Source organism: Ulvibacterium sp., assembly GCF_028285715.1.
GTDB lineage: Bacteria > Bacteroidota > Bacteroidia > Flavobacteriales > Flavobacteriaceae > Ulvibacterium.
Genome location: NZ_JANQOO010000017.1, coordinates 272,373 through 293,588, shown reverse-complemented (window position 1 = coordinate 293,588; position 21,216 = coordinate 272,373). Strand labels below are relative to the sequence as shown.

Sequence of the window (21,216 nt, the reverse complement as noted above, 5' to 3'; positions counted from 1 at the left end):
CCCAAACCGTTTTTTTGTTGAATTAAAGTATATTGTGCCTATAAGTGCCGTAGGATAACCCCTGCTGCTAGTACACCATTTAATACCTTGGACCAATGCATCGGATAACGGTAAAAAAAGGGGAAATTCTACAAAAACCTGGAGAGTTTAATAGCAAAATCTATGTAGTAAAGTCGGGTTTGTTACGAAGTTACACCATCGACAAAAAAGGAAAGGAACATATCTTTATGTTCGCTCCCGAGGGTTGGGTCATCGCCGATAACATTCCTCCCGAATTGCAAACGAGTTTATATATAGATGCCTTGGAAGATTCCAACATTATTGTTAGAAACAAGGACATCAACAGTGAAGGTGAAAATGTAGGCCCTTTGGTAAAAAGACTGTGGGTCCTTCAAAAAAGGGTACTCATGTTAATGAGCTCATCCGCCATAGAACGCTATCAGGACTTCATTGAGACATATCCTGAAGTCACCAAAAGAATTCCACAACGTATGATAGCCTCTTATTTGGGGATTACCCCGGAAGCACTTAGCAAAGTAAAGACGGACAGGATGCGCAAATCGTGACCTCCTTTCTTAATCTACATTAATGCATAACCCCTTGGGATCTTGGATATTTGGACTTAAAATATATTCCCATGAAAAATAGGTCCGTTTTATTCAAGATATCTGCTGTACTATGGATTATATGGGGGCTTGTCCATATTCTTGCCGGTGTAATGACAATGAAAGGTGTATTGACCGATGATATTTCGGCATCGATTGCCGGAATTGCCGATGCTGTTGATTCGAACATCTTACAAATGGACTACCCTAAAGCTGCCGGAGCAATTATTGGGCAGCACGGGTTCAACTTGCTTTGGATCGGATTGGTTACCTTTTTATCCGCTTTTTACATTTGGAAGGGAAATAAAAATTCGATTTTCTTGGCAGCGATCACCGGGGGTTTGGCCGATTTGGGCTATTTCCTTTTTATGGATTTGGGCGACTACGTAAAATTCTTTCCCGGAACGGTCATGACTATAGTCTCTTCATTGGCCATTATCACCAGCTTTTATGCCCATTTTAAAAACAGGAAACCGGATAGGGCGGAATAATAAGCAGGCACGATATAAGATAATTGAGTCAAGAGCGCAGGCCATTGGGTTTGCGCTTTTTTAGTATCTTTTCCTGATGGAACGGTGCCACGGTCAAATTGCACATCTTCTATGCGAAAAAGTGCTGGGAGCAATTTTTAGGATTGGGTCATAACCGCTCATAAATTTGGTATAGATGAAGAAAGTAATAGTTTTTATGGTCCTGGCGATTATCGCCGGTTCCTGTAGGGATCGCGAGAAACCCAATGAAACGCCAAAAACAGTAGTGGAAAAAATAACAGAAGAAGAAGCTTTGGGTCTGTTGCATCAATGGACGGGCGCCTATCTGGCAGGCGATGCCGCACCGCTACGCGAGATTCTTGACGAATCCTGGGTGTACTCGGGTTCCTCGGATGGCACGGTATCGGATAAGGACGCTACTATTACGGAATTCGCCAATGCCGACTATACCTTTAAGGACATCGTTTATGAAGGCTTGGATGTTCGCCTGTATGGCGATGTTGCGGTGGTCCGGGGTTCGGAAAGCATGGTGATTGTCGGAAACTCGGGTGGGGACACCACAAAGTTGCGACTGCGCTTTACCGATGTGTATCAAAAAAAGGATGGGAAAATCAAGGCCATCGCAACACATAGCTCTCCCATTGCGGAAGAATGAAATCATTGCTCCATAAACAAGGAGGGGTCGGTTACCTCAATTCCATCGGGATGTTCAAGAAAGTAATCGGCAATACGTTTATAGAGCCCAAGATGGTCCTCTACGCCATCCCAATTCCAATGGTCGTTGATTTCGTCTTGCGGGGTATGTATGCCTCCCAAATCCAAAGGTTCCGCAATTTCACCGCCTTTTAAGCGATTTCCGATCCAAAGTGTTAAAGCTGGAATTCCTTTTGAGAGGAAGGATGCCGTATCAAAACTCGCATTGAGATCATCCACCCAATCCGGACTGATATAATGCCACCCTAAGGGCGTCAGCAAGGTTTCGATCTCATCGACAAAATCCACCCCCTGTCTGGGAAAAATAAAAAAATCCTCCCGTGGTCCGGAAACATTGAACCCGTCTATGTTTAAGCAAATGATGGTATCCGCATTTGGAAAAATGGGGTGGTCCACATAAAATTGGCTGCCATGACGACCAAATTCCTCCCCTGCGGTTGCTACAAAAACCAGATTATGCTTGGGAGCACCGGCATTTTTGAATATCCGGGCGAGTTCCAGTAATGCGCCGACACCGACCGCATTGTCCAGTGCCCCGTTATAGATCGTATCCGTTTGGCCTGCTTCTTTTTGTATCCCGAGGCCATCATAGTGTGCCACAAACACCACTGATTTTGTGCTAGGGGTACGGGCCTCGATAAACCCTACTATATTGGATTCCATTTCCGCTTGCCCTGGGAATGGAAATTTTTGGTAAAATGAGTTACCATTAATTTTCTGGAGCCCTATTGCATTGAACTGCGCTGCAATATAGTTTGCCGCAAGGCGTATTCCCCGGCTACCGGTTCCCCGACCTTCCAGTTCATCCGAAGCAAGAAATTCGGTGTGTTTCCTTATATTGTCCTTGGACTGTGCATGGAGTACAAATGGCAACAGGAATAGTACCAGCCCCCATGGGATTCTTTGGTATAAATTCATCATTAAAATGCATTGTGGTTCCCTTTAGGGAGTCCGGTTTTTCCCATTCGTTTCATCAGGGTGAAAAAAACTTGGAACGGGCAGAAGATGGCTGTTAGCATTGAGAGCAGTATATTGTAACTTGTACGGTCACGGTACGGAAGGCCCAAGTGACCCATTGTAGACCCTTTCGTTGAACTTAAGAAAAAAGTATGACCCAATTAAAACTACCGGAAGCCCCAAATTCCATTCAGAAAGGAGTTCCATTAAAGCTTGTTCTGGATGAACCGGCCATTACACAGTTGGGAAGCAATTTGAAGTTGGTCCATAAAGCATTTGACGAGCAGGCCTTTGTTAAGGAAGCGTTGTCCCATATAGGACCCCTTTCCCTTAAGGAGCGCGGTTTAAAGATAGCGGAGGTGTTACGAAAATACTTGCCCAATATCTATTCGGAGGCGATTGCCGTACTCTTGGCATCGCTTACCCCGCCTTTACAGGATACGGAAAACCTGGGTCTGTCCGTGATGTTTTATTTGCCCCATGTAAGTTTTGTGGAACAATACGGCCTGGACAAAAGTTATAACAACAATGAAGATCCCTTTGCGATTTCCATGAAGGCACAATACGAATTGACCAAGCGATTCTCTTCCGAATTTTCGATTCGGGCCTTTATCATCGACCAGCCGGATAGGACATTTGCCGTGTTGTATGATTGGATGAACGATCCCGATCCCCATGTACGTAGACTGTGTTCGGAAGGGACCAGGCCTAGATTGCCTTGGGCGCAAAAAATTGGTGTATTGGTAAAGGACCCAAGTCCTTCCTTACCGATATTGGAACAATTAAAAAATGACGGGAATCTGTATGTGAGGCGAAGTGTAGCGAACCATGTGGGGGACATCGCCAAGGACCATTTGGATTTGGCCCTGGAATTATGCGAAAGCTGGCTTAACAACGCCTCCAAGGAGCTAAAATGGGTCATTCGTCATGCTTTGCGGCATCCGGCCAAAAAAAATGTGGAGAAGGCCCTGGAACTGCGCACAAGGGCAAAATAAGGAAACCTAAAGCATCCGCATAAAACCGGGATATGCTTTGATCAATTCAATTTCTCCTTAAAAAAGTCCATCGTTCTTTGCCAGGCCAGTTCCGCGGCCTCCTTATCGTATCGCGGCGTGCTGGTATTGTGAAAGCCATGGTTTACATCCGGGTACATAAATGCCGTATATTCTTTCCCATGGGCCTTCAAGGCTTTTTCATAAGCGGGCCAGCCTTCGTTGACCCGGGTATCCAATCCGGCAAATTGGAGCATAAGAGGTGCATTGATTTGATCGATATCCTCCTTGGGCTGTCCCCCATAAAAAGGAACGGCCGCGGCCAAGTCCGGTACTTTTACGGCCATCATATTGGAAATCCATCCTCCGAAGCAAAAGCCGACCACCCCGATTTTTCCACTACAATCCTTGTGTGATTTTATATAGTTATACGCAGCGATAAAGTCTTCCAACATTTTGTTACGGTCCCTTTTTCGTTGCATGGCCCTCCCTTCATCGTCATTGCCGGGATACCCGCCCAGAGGGGTCAAGGCATCGGGTGCCAAGGTAATGAACCCGTCCAAGGCCGCCCTCCGTGCCGTATCCTCAATATACGGGTTCAACCCCCGGTTTTCATGGACCACCACGATTCCTCCCAACGTTCCCTGGGCATCTTTGGGTTTGGAGAGTAGTCCCTTAATCTCTCTACCACCTTGGGGCGACGTATAGGTAATATAATCGGAATCCAACCGGGGATCATCTTTTTTGACGAGGAGGGTATCCACATAATTCGGCATCAAAAAGCTCATCAATGCGCCGACAGTAATACCGCCTACGGCATAAAGCCCTAATTTTTCAATGAACTCCCGACGTTGGATTTTATTATGGGCGTAGTCATCGTAGAGGTCGAAAACTTCTTGTTGAATGTCGTCTTTTTTTAGTGTTTTCATATTTGGTGTTTTAAGCAATCCACTGGGTTTCGTATTGGATTAAAAAAATATATTCATTTCATGTGCTTAGTATCGTTCGCCGATCGCGCCCTAATTCCTTTATTTGAGCAAACTTTTCATGAAGGCTTCCTTATAGGCCCTTCCGATCGGGATTTTGATCTGATTTACCAAATAGACCAAATTCCCTGAAATTCGCTCGATTTTCTCCGTATTTAAGATAAACGATTTGTGGGTCCTAAAAAAATGATGACCCTCCAACGCATGTAGCCAATGCCGTAGAGGCTCATTGGACAGGAATTTCCCCTTGGAGGTATGTATTTCGGTATAATCCGCATCGGATTGGATATGGACGATATCACTTATCCTGATCTTGATATGCTCATGGCCCGATTTAATATAGATTTCCGTTTTCGGCTTATTTTCCGTAATCGATTTTTGCCGCCCGTCCGTTTGGGCCGTAAGGGGTACTTTGGAGATGGCCTGTAGGAAACGTTGAAAGGAGAAAGGTTTTAAGAGGTAATCCACCACGTTGAGGTCATAACCTTCCAAAGCATAATCCGGGAAGGCTGTAGTCAATATCACATGGGGCGGATTGGGCAAGGTCTTTAAAAACTCGATTCCGGAAATCTTGGGTAGGTGGATGTCCAGAAACATGATATCTACCTTTTCGTTCTTCAAAAATTCCATGGCTGAAATTGCATCGGGGAACACCTCTTTTAAGGTCAGCGTACCCACATCGGCGATGAATTTTTTCAAAATCCGCTGGGCCGGTGGCTGATCTTCTATGATGATACAATTCATTGTGCTTTCGTTTTTTCCAATTGTAGCTCCAAATGCACTTCAAAATTTCCTTTTTTCTGGTCAACGTCCAATCGATGCTTATTGGGATATAGCAATTGCAACCTTTTTTTTACATTCTCCAGGCCAATACCCTTGGCCACCGTATCCAAAGCTTCCGACGCCTCAAAATTATTCTTGCAATAGAAGTGTAAGGTATCGCCCTCCAATCGCAGGTCGATATCGATGGTGATATTATTGGACTGTCCGGACTGGCTATGTTTAAAGGCGTTTTCTATAAAAACAATTAAAATCAGGGGGGCTATTTTATGGTCAGAAACGATGTTTTGCTTGTTAAAACTGACCTCTCCCCGTTCCTCGATCTGCAGTTTGTTCAACTTTACGAAATTATGCAACTGTTCTATTTCCTTGGCCAAGGGCACAAACTTCTCCTTGCATTCGTACAACATATACCGGAGTACCCCGCTAAGCTCAAGGATAATTTCCGGGGTCTTGGTCGAGTTTTCCAAGGCATGCGAATAAAGATTATTCAAGTTGTTGAACAAAAAATGGGGATTGATCTGAGATCGCAAAAACTGAAGTTCGCTTTCCTGAATGGTACTGGTGAGCTCATCGATTTGCCGCTGTTTTTGAAGTGCATCCCATCCAAATTTGAATCCGGATAGAATTACAATAATGGGCAGTACATCGAACAGGGCAAAATAAATACCCGGGAAAATCCTAGCCCTACGGGTACCGGCAAAGAATATTTGTTCCAGTACAAATTCCTCGATCAAAATCACCGCAAAAATGACCAAAGCCACCCACCCGAAGAAGGCCCACTGTTTTTTTCGGTACAGGAATCGGGGCATTAAATAATAGGTTATAAAGGCGGCTGCCAGGGCATAGCTCAAAAAGGACCATATTTGGAATCCATCAATGCCCGGATTGTTCCTGTCAAAGGAATAAAACAGCAGCACCAAGATGTGCAATACAATCTGAAAAAAGAGCTCTCTTCTTGAAATCACAAGAACTGAAATTTGAATGGTCTAAACTAAACTATAAAAGATAACCTATAAAAAGATGTATTCCAAACGACGTTCTTTCCCCCCTGAACAACATTTCTTCCTAAATTTTTAGGGATAATTGTCGATTGGGGCCATATCCATGTCGTTTATGGGATTTTGTTTTCAGTTTTTCTTTTAGAATTCCATCTTTGAGGGTATAATTGGAATACCCTATGGATGTAATGACAAAACACTTTACTTTTTTCCTTTGTATCTTTTTCATAGCCCTTGGTACGATTTCTGCCCAAAATTCGGGCCCCATTACCATAAAGGGTACAGTGGTGGAGCAGACTGGTGGTCTGCCAGTGTCCTTTGCCACCGTAATGGTTGCGGATAACTATACCAAAAAGCCGATAAGCGGTACTACCACTTTGGACAATGGGAGTTTTGTCCTGGAGACGGATGCGGATAATTTTTACATTGAGATCAGTTTCCTGGGTTTCCAAACACGCACCTTTGGCCAGCCCGAGGTACAGGGCAGGATTATCGATTTGGGAACCGTTGAACTTTCCGAGGATGCCGAGCAATTGAGTGAAGTGGTCGTTCGTGGCGAGGAGTCCGTGACGGAATTCAAGCTGGACAAGCGTGTTTTTAATGTTGGAAAGGATTTAAGCAGCACCGGAGCAAGTGCCTTGGATGTTTTGAACAATGTTCCCTCGGTAAATGTAAGTATCGAGGGCCAAATAAGCTTAAGGGGAAGTTCTGGGGTACAGGTGCTTATCAATGGGAAGCCCTCTATAATCGCCAGTGAGGAAGGCAATACCTTGGGTACTATTACTGCGGATATGATAGATAAGGTAGAGGTCATCACAAATCCATCTGCCAAATACGATGCCGAAGGTACCTCCGGAATCATCAATATTGTCATCAAAAAAGAGGAAAGAAAAGGACTTAACGGTTCCGTTTCGGTAAATGCCGGTGCCCCCGAAAACAACAGCGTAGGGATAAGCTTAAACCGAAGGACGGAGAAATTTAATCTCTTTAGCCAAATAGGGGTGGGATTCCGTGATCTGCCCAGCGATATCGATAATAGAAATGTGGATCTGATAAACAATACCACCATTTTGACCACGGGTACGGAATTCCGAAATGAAAACTACTACAATTTTGTGTTGGGAACCGATTATTATCTAAGCCCCAACGACGTGATAACGCTTTCCGGAAATTTTGCCCTGGAACTCGAGGATCAACCCTCTACCACTAATTTTGCGTCCCTGGATGCCTCGGATGAAATCACCTCGCAGTGGGAACGCAACGAGACCACGGAAGCGACCAATCCAAAATTCCAATATGAACTGCAATACAAAAAGGATTTCAAGGGGGACGAGGACCATACATTGCTGTTCAGTGCATTGGGGAATTTCTTTGGAAAAGATCAATCCTCGGATTTTCTGGACACCACGATTTCCGGGGAGAACAATGATGATGCGCAACGTACCCGAACCGATTTTAAGGAATCCGTTTTCACCTTTAAATTGGATTACACCTTGCCCATTTCCAAGAAGTGGACGGTGGAGACCGGAACGCAATACGTGCTTAATGACGTAAGCAATGATTTTGAAGTAAACGATTTGATTGGTGGCGAGTTTATAAACGACCCGGGCCTTACCAATATTTTTGAGTTTGACCAGAAGGTTTTAGGACTATATGGTACAGGGGCCTATGAAGGTGAAAAATGGGGGATTAAGGGAGGTTTGCGTATGGAGCAGACCGATTTGAATACCATACTGATCAATACCAATGAAATTAACGATCAGAATTATACCAACCTATTCCCCAGCGTACATACCTCCTACAAATTTTCCGAAAAGCTATCGCTACAGGCCGGGTATTCCAAACGTATTTATCGACCACGGCTCTGGGATTTGAATCCTTTTTTCAATATCCGGAACAATTTCAATATTCGCCAAGGTAATCCGGAGTTAATGCCGGAGTTTACCGACTCCTATGAGGTGACCAGTATTTTCTTTATCGGTAGGACCTCCCTCAATTTTGGGGTCTATCATCGCTATACCACGGATGTTATTGAAAGGGTGTCCACTTTTGAAAACAATGTGAATACGGTACGGCCGGAAAATATCGGCACCAATAGGGCCACGGGAATCGAGTTCAATACCAAATACAGTCCGGCCAATTGGCTTACCCTCAATGCGGACTTTAACTATAGCCAGTTTGCCCGTGATGGCTTTTTTGATGGCACCGTTTTCGACTTTAGTGCAAACCAATGGTCGTCCAAATTGATGACGAAGGTAAAGCTTCCGGCAGATATTGATTTGGAAGCTACTGGAAACTATCGCTCCAGTTATGAAACCGTTCAGGGCAGAATAAGCGAAATGGCCTTCTTGGACTTTGGCGTACGTAAAAAACTCTTCAAGGGAAAGGGTGTGCTGAACTTGAGTGTACGGGATGCTTTCGCCTCCAGAATACGGGAAAATGAGATAAGTCAAGAGGATTTCTTCATCTACAGCAGAAGTCTTAGGGGCACTTTTGTGGCCTTTGGATTTAGTTACGGTTTCGGAAAAGGGGAAGCTATGGAGTTTACTGGCGCAAGAAGAAGATTTTAACTTATTTTTGCCGCCAAATATACTTCAATCATGGGAAGAAAGACCGAACAGACTATGCGCACCTATCATAGGTATTTAGGATTCTTTTTGGCAGGCATAATGGCCATGTACGCCATCAGCGGAATCGTACTTATTTTTAGAAATACCGATTATTTAAAAAAGGACGTACAAGTCGAAAAAAAGCTGGAACCGCAATTAACGGTTGCGAATCTGGGCAAGGCCATACATAAAAAGAATCTCAAAGTAGAAAAGGAAGAAGGAGGACTCATTTACTTTGAAACCGGCACTTACAATACGATAACCGGGGAGGCCCAATATCTTGAGAAACGCCTACCCTTAATTTTGGATAAAATGACCAAAATCCATAAGGCCAATTCGGACCACCCCCTGTTTTTTCTCAATATCTTTTTTGGATTGTCCCTTTTGTTCTTTGTTGTATCCGCGTTTTGGATGTTTCGACCCAATACGCCCATATTTAAAAAGGGCCTCTATTTTACTTTGGGCGGGGTGTTGCTTACCTTGATCCTGTTATTTGTTTGACCAGCGGGCAAACCCTACATTTGTTTAAAATGATACTATCCGATACCAGTCAATTCACACCATAAAAAATGATCAAATGAAAAAAAGTACTTTTAATTCGATGATTTGGGTACTGGTCATTGCACCGATACTCCTTTCATCCACCGAACCGCTAAGGGAACCTTTACCATCCGGGAATGAAGATGCCGGGGAATATACGCTGATAGTAGAGGGGTACGATTGGGGTCCGGCTGCCAGTCGGGTGGTCTTGTCCTTAAAGGAGACCTTATCTTCCGCCAGTTCCAGTGAATATGAGGTTTCCGTAAGGCGAAGTACCGAACAAGGCCAGATTCCCGAGGAAATGGCCTCAGGACAGCGTAGCGTACAGTATGCCTATGTATCCGATAAAAATGGCAACAGGGTCTCCGAAGGAAAGTTTCTGACCCTTCTTCTTGCCATAGGGCCCGATATGGTGCTTGCTTCGCCCATGCAATATATTCCTAGTGCACGGGGCAACGTATGGATAAATTACCAACTGAACATAACTCATACGAAGACCGGTCAGGTTTGGAATAAGGAGGCGAATCGAATCCTACCCTTGGTCAATGAATTTGATCTTACCGGAAAGTATACGCATAATGGGGGCATCAATTTAACGTATGCTTCTTTTACACCCAAAGCCACCAACAAAAAATCCCCCTTGATCATATGGCTCCATGGGGGAGGGGAAGGAGGTACCGATACCACGGTTCCCTTGATGGCCAATAGGGCCGCCAATTATGCTTCGGAAGAAATACAGTCCCTTTTTGGAGGGGCCTATGTGCTGGTACCCCAAAGCCCGACCTTCTGGATGCAAAGTGCCTCCGGGGAATACACACGGGGAAAGGAAAACGATATCTACAACGAGGCCTTGATGGGGCTTATTAAAAAATATGTGGCCGATCATCCCCAAATTGATACCGACCGTATCTATGTCGGGGGGTGCTCCAATGGGGGCTATATGTCCTTGAAATTGATACTTCTCTATCCCGATTATTTCGCTGCGGGATATATCAGCGCCTTGGCCTATCATTCCCAGTTTATTACGGACGAACAGCTACAGAAAATTAAGGATGTTCCCATTTGGTTTCTTCATTCCAAGGACGATCCGGTGACCCTTCCGGATGAAACCGTGGTACCTTTATACAAACGACTAATGGAGGCCAATGCCCAAAATGTCCATTTTTCCTACTACGACAATGTGAAGGACATCACGGGCTTCTTTGGGGGTCCCAATTACCGGTATCATGGCCATTTTTCATGGATCTATTCCCATGCGAATCATGCCGATTTCGATTTTCAGGGCAATCCCGTACTATGGGAAGGCAAACCCGTAACGATTATGGAATGGATGGCCGCACAGCGGAACTAAGGTTTCGGGAGTCCCTCAGGTTGGATTTTTCTTTTTGGGAAACGCAAAAATACAGGCCTAAAAGCCGGTGCTTTTTTGTACTTTTAAAAGAACGGAAGTATTAAAAAAGACAAAGCGCACAGTACCTATGAAAAAAGGAACAGCATTGCCCGATTTACCCTTTGAAGCCTGGAAAGAAACCCGACTCACCGTACATTTAATTCTCCAGATTATTGGAAAGGCGCGTCTAAAACTGACCACCCGGAAAAACCATTGGTGGTATATTACGCTCTACGTTACCTCAAGGGGATTTGGCACCCATAGTATTCCGGTCAATGACGGACTCGATACGCTGGAGATAGATTTCAATATATTGGAAAAGGCCGTTGTGCTCTCCCATAGCAGCTACGAACCCATTCACATTTCCCTGTTGCCCGATCCCACCATAGCGGAGTTTTACGGACATTTTATGAAAGCGCTGGCCAGTTTTGACTTGCATCCCAAATTTATTGAAAAGCCTTTAGATCTTGGTATCGAGAGGCGTTTTGATGCCATTCGTGACTATCATCATTACGATTGGGAGTATATCCAACGGTTTTGGAAATTAATGCGTTGGAATCATGCCGTATTCCAAGAGTTCAGCGGCCGATTTTACGGAAAAACCTGCCCCGTACATATCTATTGGCATCATATGGACCTTACGGTGACCCGCGTATCGGATAGGAAGCTGCCGCCTATGGACGATTCCGCGCGTATCCTGGAACGGGACACCTATTCCCACGAACAGATCAGTTTCGGATTTTGGGCAGGGGACGATAATATGCCGGAACCGATGTATTACGCCTATACCTATCCCTCCCCTGAGGGCTTGGATGGGGAACCCTTGTCGCCTGATGCTGCCCATTGGGTAGATAGCAACGGAAGTCCCATGGCCCTTTTGCGCTATGAGGCGATTAGGAATTCCGAAAACCCAAGAGCTGCTGTGCTCAACTTTTTGGAAAGTGCCTACCAAGCGGGGGCCAAACGGGCCAGTTGGAATATTGCAGAATTGACGGTACCTTCCTTGGACGATATTTGAGATAAAGGCCACAGCACGACTTTCTTAAAATTAAAATCACAATAATTTAACAAGAACTTCATTTCAGTTGTGGTTTTACTTCTATATTTAGTGTTTTACTGAGAACAGCCACTTATGCGCTTATCAAATGCGTTGCTTTTCGCATTTCTTTTTTTTGGCCTTCAGGCTTCGGCACAGCTATCCGGGAGGATTCAGGACGCCTCTACTGCAGAAAATTTGGAATATGCCACAGTGGCTCTCTATCGCCAAAAAGATAGCACGTTGGTTACCGGGGTGGTATGCGATCAAGATGGTTTTTTTGTCATTAGCGCGATAAAACCGGATGTGTATTACCTGAGTTGTTCCTTTATTGGATATCGCACAAAATACGTGGAGAATATCGTGTGCGAAAAGGGTGCCGACAAAATAAACTTGGAGACCATTACGCTCGAAATAGGCCCAAATCAGTTGGGCGAAGTGGTGGTACGGGCCGAAAGTGCTACGGTAATAAATAAGATCGATAGACAGGTATTCGAGGCTTCCAAGTTTCAGAACGCCCAAGGTGGGACCGTAACGGATGTGTTGAGAAACCTACCCTCGGTCGCCGTCAATGGTTTAGGCGAGATCAGTGTACGAGGAAGTACGGGTTTTGTACTCTTACTCAATGGAAAGTCCATACAGGGCGATGCCACGGTTTTCTTGAACCAACTCCCTGCAAATTCGGTGGAAAGGGTAGAGGTGATAACGGCACCTTCGGCAAAATATGACCCGGAGGGCAAGGCGGGCCTATTGAACATCATTCTACAAAAAGAGGCTATGGCCGGCACCTTTACGCAAATCAATGTCAGGGGTGGCCTTCCTTCCATAGAAGGGTATGGCAATGCCGAAGCTTCCCGGCGTTACGGGGTGGATGTTACCCATAATATCCGCAAGGAACAATGGAACTTTTCCTTTGGGGCCAACTACCAGCGAAACGATCTGGCCGGAAGGCGGGAAGGGGATGTCTTTACCATCCTCAACGATACGCTTACCCGTTTTCCCTCCGATGGGGAACGCAGTTTTGATGAGGTAAATTTTAGCGGAAGGTTTACGGTGGATTACCAACCCGATACCCTCAATTTGTTTTCCTTGGGATTTTACGCCGGTGAGCGACAAAAGGACCGGACCGCCGATATTCTGTATTTTGATAACCATGCCATTACCCCGGCCAATGGTACGGAGCGTTTGTATACCTTTCAATATTTCAATGAAAACCTACGGGAACGCAAAGGAGACTTCATTTTGGGAAGTCTGGATTATGCGCATACCTTTCAGGACCGCTCCAAATTATCAGCTTCGTTGTTATATGAATACACACTGCTGGGCGGACCGACCACGAATCGGAATTTGGGTTTCCCCAATACCGATTTGATATATCAGGATGAATTTAACACCAATGACAACCCTTTGAACGGGTTCCGATTTCAACTGGATTATGCCTGGAAACCCTTTACCTTCGGAACCTTGGAAACGGGATATCAGTACCGGATACTGGACCATACGGGGGATTTTGTATACGAACGCCGTAACAATACCACCGGGGAGTTTGAACTGGTACCCGAGTTCTCCAGCGAGGTGGATTTAACACGAAGTATTCATTCTGCCTATGCCCAACTTAGTGGAAAAAAGGGAAAATGGGACTACGCCGCCGGAATTCGCCTGGAGGCCATGGACCGGGATTTTGACCTTCGGGATAAGACCAATACCATTGATACTACCTACACCTACAATTTTGTAAAGCCCTTTCCCTCCGTTTCCCTACAGTACGCCATAAATGAGCGGACCCAGTTAAAGACCGCCTATAGCCGGCGTATTGAGCGTACCACCACTTTTAAAATGAATCCCTTCCCGGAAAGGGAGCATTCCGAAACTTTGGAACAAGGTGATGCTACCCTGCTCCCTGAGTTTATCGATTTGGTGGAACTCGGGATAACCAAAAACTTTAAGGGCGATCATTCCCTGTACGCCACCGCCTATTTTCGGAATGTGGAAAATTTGGTGAATCGGGTTAACACCGTTTTTAACGATACCATTTTAAACCGCATTTATTCCAATGTGGGCCGAGGTCGCTCCCTGGGACTGGAAGTAGGCGGTCAATTTAAGCCCACAAAGAATTGGTCCAACTTTATCGGCGGCAATTTTTACAGCTATGACATAGCAGGCACCTTTGATAATAGAGCCCTTAATACCCATAGTTTCGTGTATTCCGTCAATGCAAATAGCACCTATACCTTTAGCCCCACGGCCTCCCTACAGTTTACCTTCAACTATCTTTCGGCCCAAAACACCGCCCAGGGCGAGGATTCCCGTTTCTATTCGCCCAACCTGACGTTTCGAAAGGCGTTTCTGGACAATCGGTTGTTAGCGACGCTACAATGGCAAAATATGGATATGGGCCTCCTGGATACCAACGAGCAGCGCATTACGACCGAAAGGCCAGGGGAGTTTTTTACAACCACCAACTATGTCTATGAGGTAGATATGATATTGCTCAATCTCAGCTATTCCTTCAACAAGAATACGAACAAGGCCAAGTTCATTGAAAGTGAATTTGGCAAACGGGAGTTTTAAGGACTATTGCAAACCAGGCTTTCCCTGCCCGTTCCGGAATTACTAAAGTGCACCTTCGGTTGGTATGATTGGAATTCGTAATTTCAAGGACCATTAACCTGAAAAAATCGAAGGATTATGCTCAAAAATGGGTTTAGGATAGGTCTGCGCATTTTATTCAAGTACCGACTCTATACGGGAATCAGTCTGGTGGGAATGGCGATTGCCATAGCCTCGGTTTGGTTCATAGCCAACTATGTCACCAACTCCTATCGCTATGATGCCTATCAAGACCATGCGGATCGAATCCATAGGCTAAGCATGCAAATTACCGCCGGGGGCCATACGGACCGTTATGCCACCACGGGAAAACCCTTAGGCAGTGTTTTGGCGGAGAACTATTCCGGTATCAGCAACTATGCGCGGTTGATTTTTCAGGGAAACCCCGTGGTACGGGTCAATGACGAGCTTTTTAAGGAAGACGGCTTTTATGCCATCAATCCAGAGGGTTTGGAGGTCTTTACTTTCGATTTTGTTTCCGGAAACGCGAACACTTCTTTATCGGATCCCAATTCGATTTTGTTATCCAGATCTTTGGCCGAAAAGTATTTTGGGAGTACTGAGGTAGTAAACCAGTCGATTACGATTGGGGATCATCCCTATACCATACAAGGCGTTTATGAGGATTGGCCCAAAAACTCCCATGTGAATCCCAAGGCTTTGACGTATTCGGAAGGCCTGGCGTCCGATTATGAACTACAGGAATGGTTTAATCTGGAGCATTATACCTATGTACTGCTGGATGGGTCGATGGACCCGAAGGAGTTGGATGACCAGCTGGCCCAGATGACGACCGAACATCTAAAACCGGGTCTGGAAGGATCCGGGGTAGATATACAATTCAGGGCCCAACCCCTTAAAGGCCTGTATTTTGCACCCGCATTGATCGACGATGTACCCAAGGGCAACACCAAATATGTCTATGCGTTGTTATTCGCGGGCGTATTGGTGCTACTGATTGCCGGCCTCAATGCCATCAATCTGTCCTTGACACAATCCACGCAACGCACCAAGGAAATTCAGCTGAAAAAAATGTTGGGCATATCGCGTGGACAATTGGTATTGCAGAGTGCCATGGAATCGGGCATCATGACGGTTTTGGTGCTGGGGGTTGCCGGAATCCTGGTGCTGGCGTTTACCAATACCTATTTCCAGTATTCCGGTTTTCAGGCCTTGGATATCTCCGGCCAATGGCTGCTGCTGCTCGGTCTTCCCTTGATCACTTTTGGTTTTGGGCTGTTGGGCACCAGTTACTCCGGGGTCTACCTTTCCTTTTCCGGTAATTTGGTACATACCAAAAAATCTTCGGTCAATAGCTTTAAAAAGGTACTGCTCGGATTTCAGTTTGCTATAGCGGCAATCATCCTCATTGCCACAGGTACCATGAACCAGCAGATCCATTTTATGAAAAACAAGGATTTGGGCTTTTCCAAGGAACAGGTCTTGATCGTGGAGCTTCCAGAGAGCGAGGCTTTGAAAGACAGGCACATCCAGTTTCGGGAACGAATCCAAAGCTTTCCCACGGTCCAGAATGCCTCCTTGATCGGGGGTGGCGCCCTGCCGGGGGAGGATAATGGAAAAGAAATCTTTCAGCTTACGGTTAATGGTGAGGAAGTGGAAAAGGTGTTTAACTTCTACCGGGTGGACGAAAGTTTTAACGAGCTCCTGGACATACAAATGGCCCAAGGCCGAAACTTTGAAGCCGACCGACCCAGTGACCAAGAGGATGCCGTAGTTATCAATCAGGCTTTGGCTCAATCGCTACAATGGGACAACCCCTTGGGCCAAACCATACAGTATTATGGCAAGCCCAGAAGGGTCATCGGGGTGGTGCAAAATTTTCACAACCAATCACTTCATAGTGCCATAGAGCCCATTGTGTTTCTCCATGATGAGGCCTATGCCACCAAGTTGCTCGTAAAAACAGCAATGGCCAACGTGGGTTTGGTGGAGACAGCCTGGCCGGACTTTTTTCCGAACACCCCTTTTGCGCTGTCCCATTTTGATCAATTTATCGAGGCTATGTATACCAAGGAGGACCATTTGGCCAAACTGTTGGGCTTCTTTTCCGGGGTTTCCCTGGGCCTCTGCTGTATGGGCCTTTTCGCTATTTTTTCCTTGCACCTGTTACAAAAGACCAAGGAATTGAGTATCCGAAAAGTATTGGGCGCCAACGCCTGGCATCTGGTACGTACTACGACCCGGAGCTATATTGGGGTTGCGGTATTGGCCCTAGGTGTGGCCATACCTGTGGCTTGGTATCTTGTGGAAAACTGGCTCAGCGGGTTTAGCTACCGGATATCCGTGGATGCCCTGGTTTTTGTGGGGGCCGCTACGTTGATCTTGGGGATGAGTGGACTTACCTTGCTGTACCATATTTTGAAATCCGTCCGCGTGAATCCGGTAACGTCCTTACAATCCGAATAGGAAATACCTACTACATATAACATTTAAGTCGTATGGTAATGGACCAATCTCTCGTATTCCTGGTACAAAAAGTAAGCGTGCCGGCCAGCGCATTCGACTGAAAAATACTACATTCGTAGGGATGGGGTATCTAATTATTGATCATATATCATTGTTGTAGACAACCTAAAATGAACTAATGAATACAATAAACAAAACATTTGTCAATTTGGTTTTAGCGTTTTTTTTGATAGTTGTGATACCATTAAGAGTGTATTCTCAAAATGAAAATGTCAAAGATGAAATTATGAAAAATGGTAAAACAATTAGAAAGGCGTTTTCTGATGGAGATATTGAAAAAATAAAATCTCTGCATCATCCAGAAGTAATTAAAGCATTAGGATATAATGACTTAAAAATTGGAAGAGATGAAGTAATAAATGGAGTTAAAGAGACATTACAAAATTTCAATCTCGAATTCATCAAGAACGATGTTGAGAATATTTTAATAAGAGAAAACATTGCCATTGAACAGACCAAATTCTCAATAAAAGGAACACCAAAAAATGGCGGGGAGTCCTTTATATTTACTGGGCGAACAATGGTCACTTACATTAGATATGAAAATAGTCCAACTGGTTGGGCAACTATACGTGAAATAATTCAACCAGCAACGGAATAAATACTGTTATGGAATGTAAAATGGCAGTCTACAACAATGGTAACCATTGCCCAACATTTAGGTGCGCCGGCTGGTGCAACCGACCTAAAAATAATACATTTATAGGGATGGGATGTATGATCATCGATTATATACAATTGTTGGCAATAATTTTAAATGGAAAATAATCACATAATTTTAGAATCCGCTTATAATGGAAATGCTAAGTTCTATCTGTATCTAATCTTTGCGGTTATTTTCCTTCCGTTGGTTGCAACCTTTCCCCAAATCCTAATTTCAAATTCGTTTGGCCAAGACACTAGTTTAGGTTATACCATTTGGATAAGCGTTATTGCCATTATCGCTCTAATTGCTTTTGCAATAATTATGTTCCCCCTTAAAAAAGGGCTTTATAAAGGAAATTCAGATTTATTCATTGGTTACTTCACGTGGGGCAAATTAATTTTCAAACAAAAACTAGGCTTAAATAAAGCCAAAGCTGTTTCAATTCTTAAATTTAAAAGAAGAGAACGGGGAGCGTACTTGAGTGTCGCTAATCCCGAATTTTCAACTGCATTTAGTAGTTTTGAGGTTTACGCCTTGAATGAAAAACATACACAACGTAAAATCTTAATTTCACTTAGAAAAGAAATTAATGCAAAGAGAGCATTAGAATTTGTAGAGAGAAACACGGCCCTTAAAGAGGAAATCTATAGCCCTGACTTCTCATAACATTAAAAATATATTGCCAACACCGGGTATAGCTCATGGCTTATCGCTTGGTCGCTTTTTTGCTAACTTGATAATACATAAAAAGCTCGTGGCGCTTTGCCACTAGCCATACCTAAACCGTTGTGCGACATTTAAAATGAACATAAGTTTTGACCTTGATAGTACATTAATTCCGAATGGAAAGGAATCCGAAACTGAAAAACTTAGTGGATTTGCAAAACTGTTCGGAATTGAAGAAATACGGAAAGGAACAGCGGAATTAATTACGGAATTACAAAACCAGGGAAATAAAGTCCATATTTACACAACATCATTTCGGACTAAAGGAAAAATAAGACGGACTTTAAAATATTACGGGATAAAGGTTGACCGAATTGTAAATCAGGAGGAGAATCAACGTGTTTTAAAATCTCGAAATATAAACGTGTCAAAGTATCCAACAGCTTTCGGGTTTGATATTCATATTGATGATTCAAAAGGTGTTGGAATAGAATCTGAACGATATAACTTTAGCGTAATTATTGTTGAGCCCACGGACAAGAATTGGATTGATAAAATTAAAAACGAATTGAAAACGTTACCTAAAACGTAGGTGTACCGGCTGGCGTAACCGATTCCAAAACACTACATTCGTGAGGGTGGGATATAGGATTATATACCATTGTTGTATACCATTTGAAAAATGAAAATTCTGACCTACTTATTTTCTCTAGTAATTAGCGGATTTGTATACCTTTTATTTGCTGCATATATGACGGTTGCCTCTGGATTTTCAAATGGACCTATAGTAAGTATTGGATTTGCCATATTGATTTTTGGATTTTTGAGTTGGTTTCATTTTTATAAGCCGAAGATTGGAGCATGGTTGCTGACTATTGCCATAGTGGGCATGTATTTTTCATGGCCAGTTCATCTCGGGATAGAATATTTTAGTGAATCCGAATATAATCCTTCGCCAATTGAATTTCTACTCCCACTGATTTTGGGAATTTTAGCAATAATCTTAGTCTGGAAAAGTAAAAATATGGAACTTAATAAATGGACTAAACTAATTTTGGCAGTACCGCCGGCTTTTCTCGGAATTTATGTTATCGGATATATGGGAATAAATATGATTCGTTAAAAACGTACTACAACAAGGTAACCTTTGCAAAAAATGGAACCAAAAAAATGAATATAGACCCAAAGAAAAACCTCGCTGCATTGGGATTGGAACTACCGGAAGTCTCCACACCAGGCGGAAATTATGTATCGGTAAACATTCGAGGGAATATCGCTTATGTCGCCATCCAATTTCCCATACACAACGAAGCATATTTACATCAAGGCCGATTGGGAGATGAAATCTCGTCTGAACAAGGCTATGCGGCTATGGAATTATGTGCTTTAAATGTGCTCGCACAAATGGATAAAAAAGTGGGATTTGACAATATCATTGGACTAAACCATATAGACGCTTATTTTCAATCGGGCGATGATTGGGACGAATCGCCAAAGGTGGTCAACGGAGCATCCGACTTGTTTGTAAAAGTACTTGAGGAAAAAGGAAAGCACTCCCGTTCCATTTTCGGAGTGCATAAATTGCCAAGAAACTTTAGTGTGGGATTAACCGCTTCATTTACCATAAAAAGCGAATAAGAGCTACTCACAACTATAACTTTAGGCGACCCGCTCGGCAGAAGGGCAGGTCGTAATTACTAAATACAGTTTTTAACCGCAAAACAGTAACTTAAAAGCTGTAACTTACAATTGTACGAGACCATTGTAGAACATTTTGAATTTCATTTAAAACCCTTTCTAAGACCACAAACAAATTCCAATGAGCAGTATTCAGGACATGAATAATCGGATGAAGCAAAATCGGAATTTGAGACCTTCAAAACGTGGAAAATTCAAAGGGAATGATCGAAAAACCCTTTACACCGAATTAAACCCAGAGGACAAACCAAAATTCAAGGAGTTTTCAAAGTTTCAAGTAAAAAAGGCGATTGACAGATTTAACGAGCAGTCCAGGTCTATAAAACGCCTGGAGTTGATACTTTCAATTGTATTTATTGGAGTGATGGGTACTTTATTGATTTACAATATCCTTCCTAAAAAGGGCAGTCCACAGATAGCTAAAGTCAATACATCCAAGTTTAATTACATAGTAGAACCTTATGTTACATGGAGTGGAAAATTATACGAACCGCTCAGCGTTCCACACTCTGACTACTTTTATGTTCCAATGGTAGGCAACTTGGATTATGTTGATTTAGAACGCACTTACAGAATATATAGTTCTAACATGGTTGTAGAGTATACCAGCAATATTCTGTTTCTCAATAAAAACTGTGAGATCATCAATAAACTACTACCCGAGAATGGATCTATTCGATATATGAATGTTATCCCAAGAAATGAAAAATCCAAACCAGAAAAAATCATTTATAAACTAACACAGGATGAACCAAATGTATTTGGTAAGATATATAATCTTGAAAAACATTTTTTTTACGTCTCCGACCTGGACGGTAAAAACTTAACAAAAATCACCGATCGTGAAGTAAGAAGTTTTCAATGGGACAGTAAGCGAAAGGAAATTCTATTTTACTTTTATTACAACAAGAGAATGAACGATAGCCTTCATGGAGTTTTTAATATTGAATCAAATACATTTAGGTTAGCCAGCCGACAAGAAAAAGGGTAAAATGATTTGCTAACAAA

Annotated in this window: 20 protein-coding genes; 16 read left to right on the top strand and 4 right to left on the bottom strand. The window is 43.6% G+C overall.

Annotated features, from left to right (window positions below; translation table 11 throughout):
• Positions 1 to 95 precede the first annotated feature (95 nt).
• From Q0993_RS08295 to Q0993_RS08285, 3 genes are all read left to right on the top strand, one after another.
• A complete protein-coding gene (locus Q0993_RS08295; RefSeq protein ID WP_299531739.1) occupies positions 96 to 566 on the top strand; it encodes a Crp/Fnr family transcriptional regulator in 471 nt (156 codons plus the stop codon).
• Positions 567 to 637: 71 nt separating this feature from the next.
• Complete coding sequence (locus Q0993_RS08290; RefSeq protein WP_299531737.1) at positions 638 to 1,096, top strand: hypothetical protein; 459 nt, start codon at positions 638 to 640, stop codon at positions 1,094 to 1,096.
• Positions 1,097 to 1,271: 175 nt separating this feature from the next.
• The gene (locus Q0993_RS08285; RefSeq protein ID WP_299531734.1) at positions 1,272 to 1,751 is read left to right on the top strand and encodes a nuclear transport factor 2 family protein; all 480 of its coding nucleotides are present in this window, start codon (positions 1,272 to 1,274) and stop codon (positions 1,749 to 1,751) included.
• A 2-nt stretch (positions 1,752 to 1,753) separates the two neighbouring features.
• Here the strand turns inward: Q0993_RS08285 and Q0993_RS08280 are convergent, their stop codons facing one another.
• Positions 1,754 to 2,731 carry a M28 family peptidase gene (locus tag Q0993_RS08280; protein ID WP_299531732.1) on the bottom strand — a complete coding sequence of 326 codons (978 nt, stop codon included), beginning with the start codon at positions 2,729 to 2,731 and terminating at the stop codon, positions 1,754 to 1,756.
• Positions 2,732 to 2,919: 188 nt separating this feature from the next.
• Between Q0993_RS08280 and Q0993_RS08275 the strand changes: the two genes are divergently transcribed.
• The gene (locus tag Q0993_RS08275; RefSeq protein ID WP_299531730.1) at positions 2,920 to 3,762 is read left to right on the top strand and encodes a DNA alkylation repair protein; all 843 of its coding nucleotides are present in this window, start codon (positions 2,920 to 2,922) and stop codon (positions 3,760 to 3,762) included.
• A gap of 41 nt (positions 3,763 to 3,803) precedes the next feature.
• Here Q0993_RS08275 and Q0993_RS08270 read toward each other — a convergent pair whose 3' ends face one another.
• The 3 genes from Q0993_RS08270 to Q0993_RS08260 form a co-directional block, all read right to left on the bottom strand.
• Positions 3,804 to 4,688, bottom strand: a complete 885-nt coding sequence (locus tag Q0993_RS08270) for a dienelactone hydrolase family protein (protein ID WP_299531728.1) — start codon at positions 4,686 to 4,688, stop codon at positions 3,804 to 3,806.
• 99 nt (positions 4,689 to 4,787) lie between these two features.
• Positions 4,788 to 5,489 (bottom strand): LytTR family DNA-binding domain-containing protein, encoded by a 702-nt coding sequence (locus tag Q0993_RS08265; protein ID WP_299531725.1) that lies wholly within the window; start codon positions 5,487 to 5,489, stop codon positions 4,788 to 4,790.
• A complete protein-coding gene (locus Q0993_RS08260) occupies positions 5,486 to 6,493 on the bottom strand; it encodes a sensor histidine kinase (protein ID WP_299531722.1) in 1,008 nt (335 codons plus the stop codon). The genes Q0993_RS08265 and Q0993_RS08260 overlap by 4 nt, the downstream gene beginning before the upstream one ends.
• Before the next feature lie 212 nt (positions 6,494 to 6,705).
• Between Q0993_RS08260 and Q0993_RS08255 the strand changes: the two genes are divergently transcribed.
• The 12 genes from Q0993_RS08255 to Q0993_RS08200 all read left to right on the top strand — a co-directional run bounded on the left by Q0993_RS08255 (position 6,706) and on the right by Q0993_RS08200 (position 21,199).
• On the top strand, positions 6,706 to 9,096 hold the full coding sequence (locus tag Q0993_RS08255) for a TonB-dependent receptor (protein ID WP_299531719.1): 2,391 nt from the start codon (positions 6,706 to 6,708) through the stop codon (positions 9,094 to 9,096).
• A 30-nt stretch (positions 9,097 to 9,126) separates the two neighbouring features.
• A complete protein-coding gene (locus Q0993_RS08250; RefSeq protein WP_299531717.1) occupies positions 9,127 to 9,636 on the top strand; it encodes a PepSY domain-containing protein in 510 nt (169 codons plus the stop codon).
• 76 nt (positions 9,637 to 9,712) lie between these two features.
• On the top strand, positions 9,713 to 11,026 hold the full coding sequence (locus Q0993_RS08245) for an alpha/beta hydrolase-fold protein (protein ID WP_299531715.1): 1,314 nt from the start codon (positions 9,713 to 9,715) through the stop codon (positions 11,024 to 11,026).
• Between the two features lie 127 nt (positions 11,027 to 11,153).
• The gene (locus Q0993_RS08240) at positions 11,154 to 12,083 is read left to right on the top strand and encodes a DUF5996 family protein (RefSeq protein ID WP_299531713.1); all 930 of its coding nucleotides are present in this window, start codon (positions 11,154 to 11,156) and stop codon (positions 12,081 to 12,083) included.
• Positions 12,084 to 12,197: 114 nt separating this feature from the next.
• Entirely contained in the window at positions 12,198 to 14,672 is a 2,475-nt protein-coding gene (locus Q0993_RS08235; RefSeq protein WP_299531711.1) for a TonB-dependent receptor, read from the top strand.
• A 117-nt stretch (positions 14,673 to 14,789) separates the two neighbouring features.
• Positions 14,790 to 17,138 (top strand): ABC transporter permease, encoded by a 2,349-nt coding sequence (locus Q0993_RS08230; protein ID WP_299531709.1) that lies wholly within the window; start codon positions 14,790 to 14,792, stop codon positions 17,136 to 17,138.
• A gap of 178 nt (positions 17,139 to 17,316) precedes the next feature.
• Complete coding sequence (locus Q0993_RS08225; RefSeq protein WP_299531707.1) at positions 17,317 to 17,799, top strand: nuclear transport factor 2 family protein; 483 nt, start codon at positions 17,317 to 17,319, stop codon at positions 17,797 to 17,799.
• A gap of 156 nt (positions 17,800 to 17,955) precedes the next feature.
• Positions 17,956 to 18,510 carry a hypothetical protein gene (locus tag Q0993_RS08220; protein ID WP_299531704.1) on the top strand — a complete coding sequence of 185 codons (555 nt, stop codon included), beginning with the start codon at positions 17,956 to 17,958 and terminating at the stop codon, positions 18,508 to 18,510.
• 136 nt (positions 18,511 to 18,646) lie between these two features.
• Complete coding sequence (locus Q0993_RS08215; RefSeq protein WP_299531702.1) at positions 18,647 to 19,102, top strand: HAD family hydrolase; 456 nt, start codon at positions 18,647 to 18,649, stop codon at positions 19,100 to 19,102.
• 90 nt (positions 19,103 to 19,192) lie between these two features.
• Positions 19,193 to 19,633: a hypothetical protein gene (locus Q0993_RS08210; RefSeq protein ID WP_299531700.1), complete on the top strand. Its 441-nt coding sequence runs from the start codon at positions 19,193 to 19,195 to the stop codon at positions 19,631 to 19,633.
• Between the two features lie 47 nt (positions 19,634 to 19,680).
• Positions 19,681 to 20,148, top strand: a complete 468-nt coding sequence (locus Q0993_RS08205) for a RidA family protein (RefSeq protein WP_299531698.1) — start codon at positions 19,681 to 19,683, stop codon at positions 20,146 to 20,148.
• 181 nt (positions 20,149 to 20,329) lie between these two features.
• The gene (locus tag Q0993_RS08200) at positions 20,330 to 21,199 is read left to right on the top strand and encodes a hypothetical protein (protein WP_299531696.1); all 870 of its coding nucleotides are present in this window, start codon (positions 20,330 to 20,332) and stop codon (positions 21,197 to 21,199) included.
• Positions 21,200 to 21,216 lie beyond the last annotated feature (17 nt).

What these genes read in the sequence shown, in the direction of transcription:
- Q0993_RS08235 (WP_299531711.1), top strand. Translation starts at nt 12,198, where the DNA reads ATGCGCTTATCAAATGCGTTGCTTTTCGCATTTCTTTTTTTTGGCCTT.
- Q0993_RS08270 (WP_299531728.1), bottom strand. Translation starts at nt 4,688, where the DNA reads ATGAAAACACTAAAAAAAGACGACATTCAACAAGAAGTTTTCGACCTC.
- Q0993_RS08240 (WP_299531713.1), top strand. Translation starts at nt 11,154, where the DNA reads ATGAAAAAAGGAACAGCATTGCCCGATTTACCCTTTGAAGCCTGGAAA.
- Q0993_RS08230 (WP_299531709.1), top strand. Translation starts at nt 14,790, where the DNA reads ATGCTCAAAAATGGGTTTAGGATAGGTCTGCGCATTTTATTCAAGTAC.
- Q0993_RS08290 (WP_299531737.1), top strand. Translation starts at nt 638, where the DNA reads ATGAAAAATAGGTCCGTTTTATTCAAGATATCTGCTGTACTATGGATT.
- Q0993_RS08255 (WP_299531719.1), top strand. Translation starts at nt 6,706, where the DNA reads ATGGATGTAATGACAAAACACTTTACTTTTTTCCTTTGTATCTTTTTC.
- Q0993_RS08250 (WP_299531717.1), top strand. Translation starts at nt 9,127, where the DNA reads ATGGGAAGAAAGACCGAACAGACTATGCGCACCTATCATAGGTATTTA.
- Q0993_RS08215 (WP_299531702.1), top strand. Translation starts at nt 18,647, where the DNA reads ATGAACATAAGTTTTGACCTTGATAGTACATTAATTCCGAATGGAAAG.
- Q0993_RS08220 (WP_299531704.1), top strand. Translation starts at nt 17,956, where the DNA reads ATGGAAAATAATCACATAATTTTAGAATCCGCTTATAATGGAAATGCT.
- Q0993_RS08245 (WP_299531715.1), top strand. Translation starts at nt 9,713, where the DNA reads ATGAAAAAAAGTACTTTTAATTCGATGATTTGGGTACTGGTCATTGCA.
- Q0993_RS08205 (WP_299531698.1), top strand. Translation starts at nt 19,681, where the DNA reads ATGAATATAGACCCAAAGAAAAACCTCGCTGCATTGGGATTGGAACTA.
- Q0993_RS08265 (WP_299531725.1), bottom strand. Translation starts at nt 5,489, where the DNA reads ATGAATTGTATCATCATAGAAGATCAGCCACCGGCCCAGCGGATTTTG.
- Q0993_RS08285 (WP_299531734.1), top strand. Translation starts at nt 1,272, where the DNA reads ATGAAGAAAGTAATAGTTTTTATGGTCCTGGCGATTATCGCCGGTTCC.
- Q0993_RS08295 (WP_299531739.1), top strand. Translation starts at nt 96, where the DNA reads ATGCATCGGATAACGGTAAAAAAAGGGGAAATTCTACAAAAACCTGGA.
- Q0993_RS08225 (WP_299531707.1), top strand. Translation starts at nt 17,317, where the DNA reads ATGAATACAATAAACAAAACATTTGTCAATTTGGTTTTAGCGTTTTTT.
- Q0993_RS08210 (WP_299531700.1), top strand. Translation starts at nt 19,193, where the DNA reads ATGAAAATTCTGACCTACTTATTTTCTCTAGTAATTAGCGGATTTGTA.
- Q0993_RS08200 (WP_299531696.1), top strand. Translation starts at nt 20,330, where the DNA reads ATGAGCAGTATTCAGGACATGAATAATCGGATGAAGCAAAATCGGAAT.
- Q0993_RS08280 (WP_299531732.1), bottom strand. Translation starts at nt 2,731, where the DNA reads ATGATGAATTTATACCAAAGAATCCCATGGGGGCTGGTACTATTCCTG.
- Q0993_RS08275 (WP_299531730.1), top strand. Translation starts at nt 2,920, where the DNA reads ATGACCCAATTAAAACTACCGGAAGCCCCAAATTCCATTCAGAAAGGA.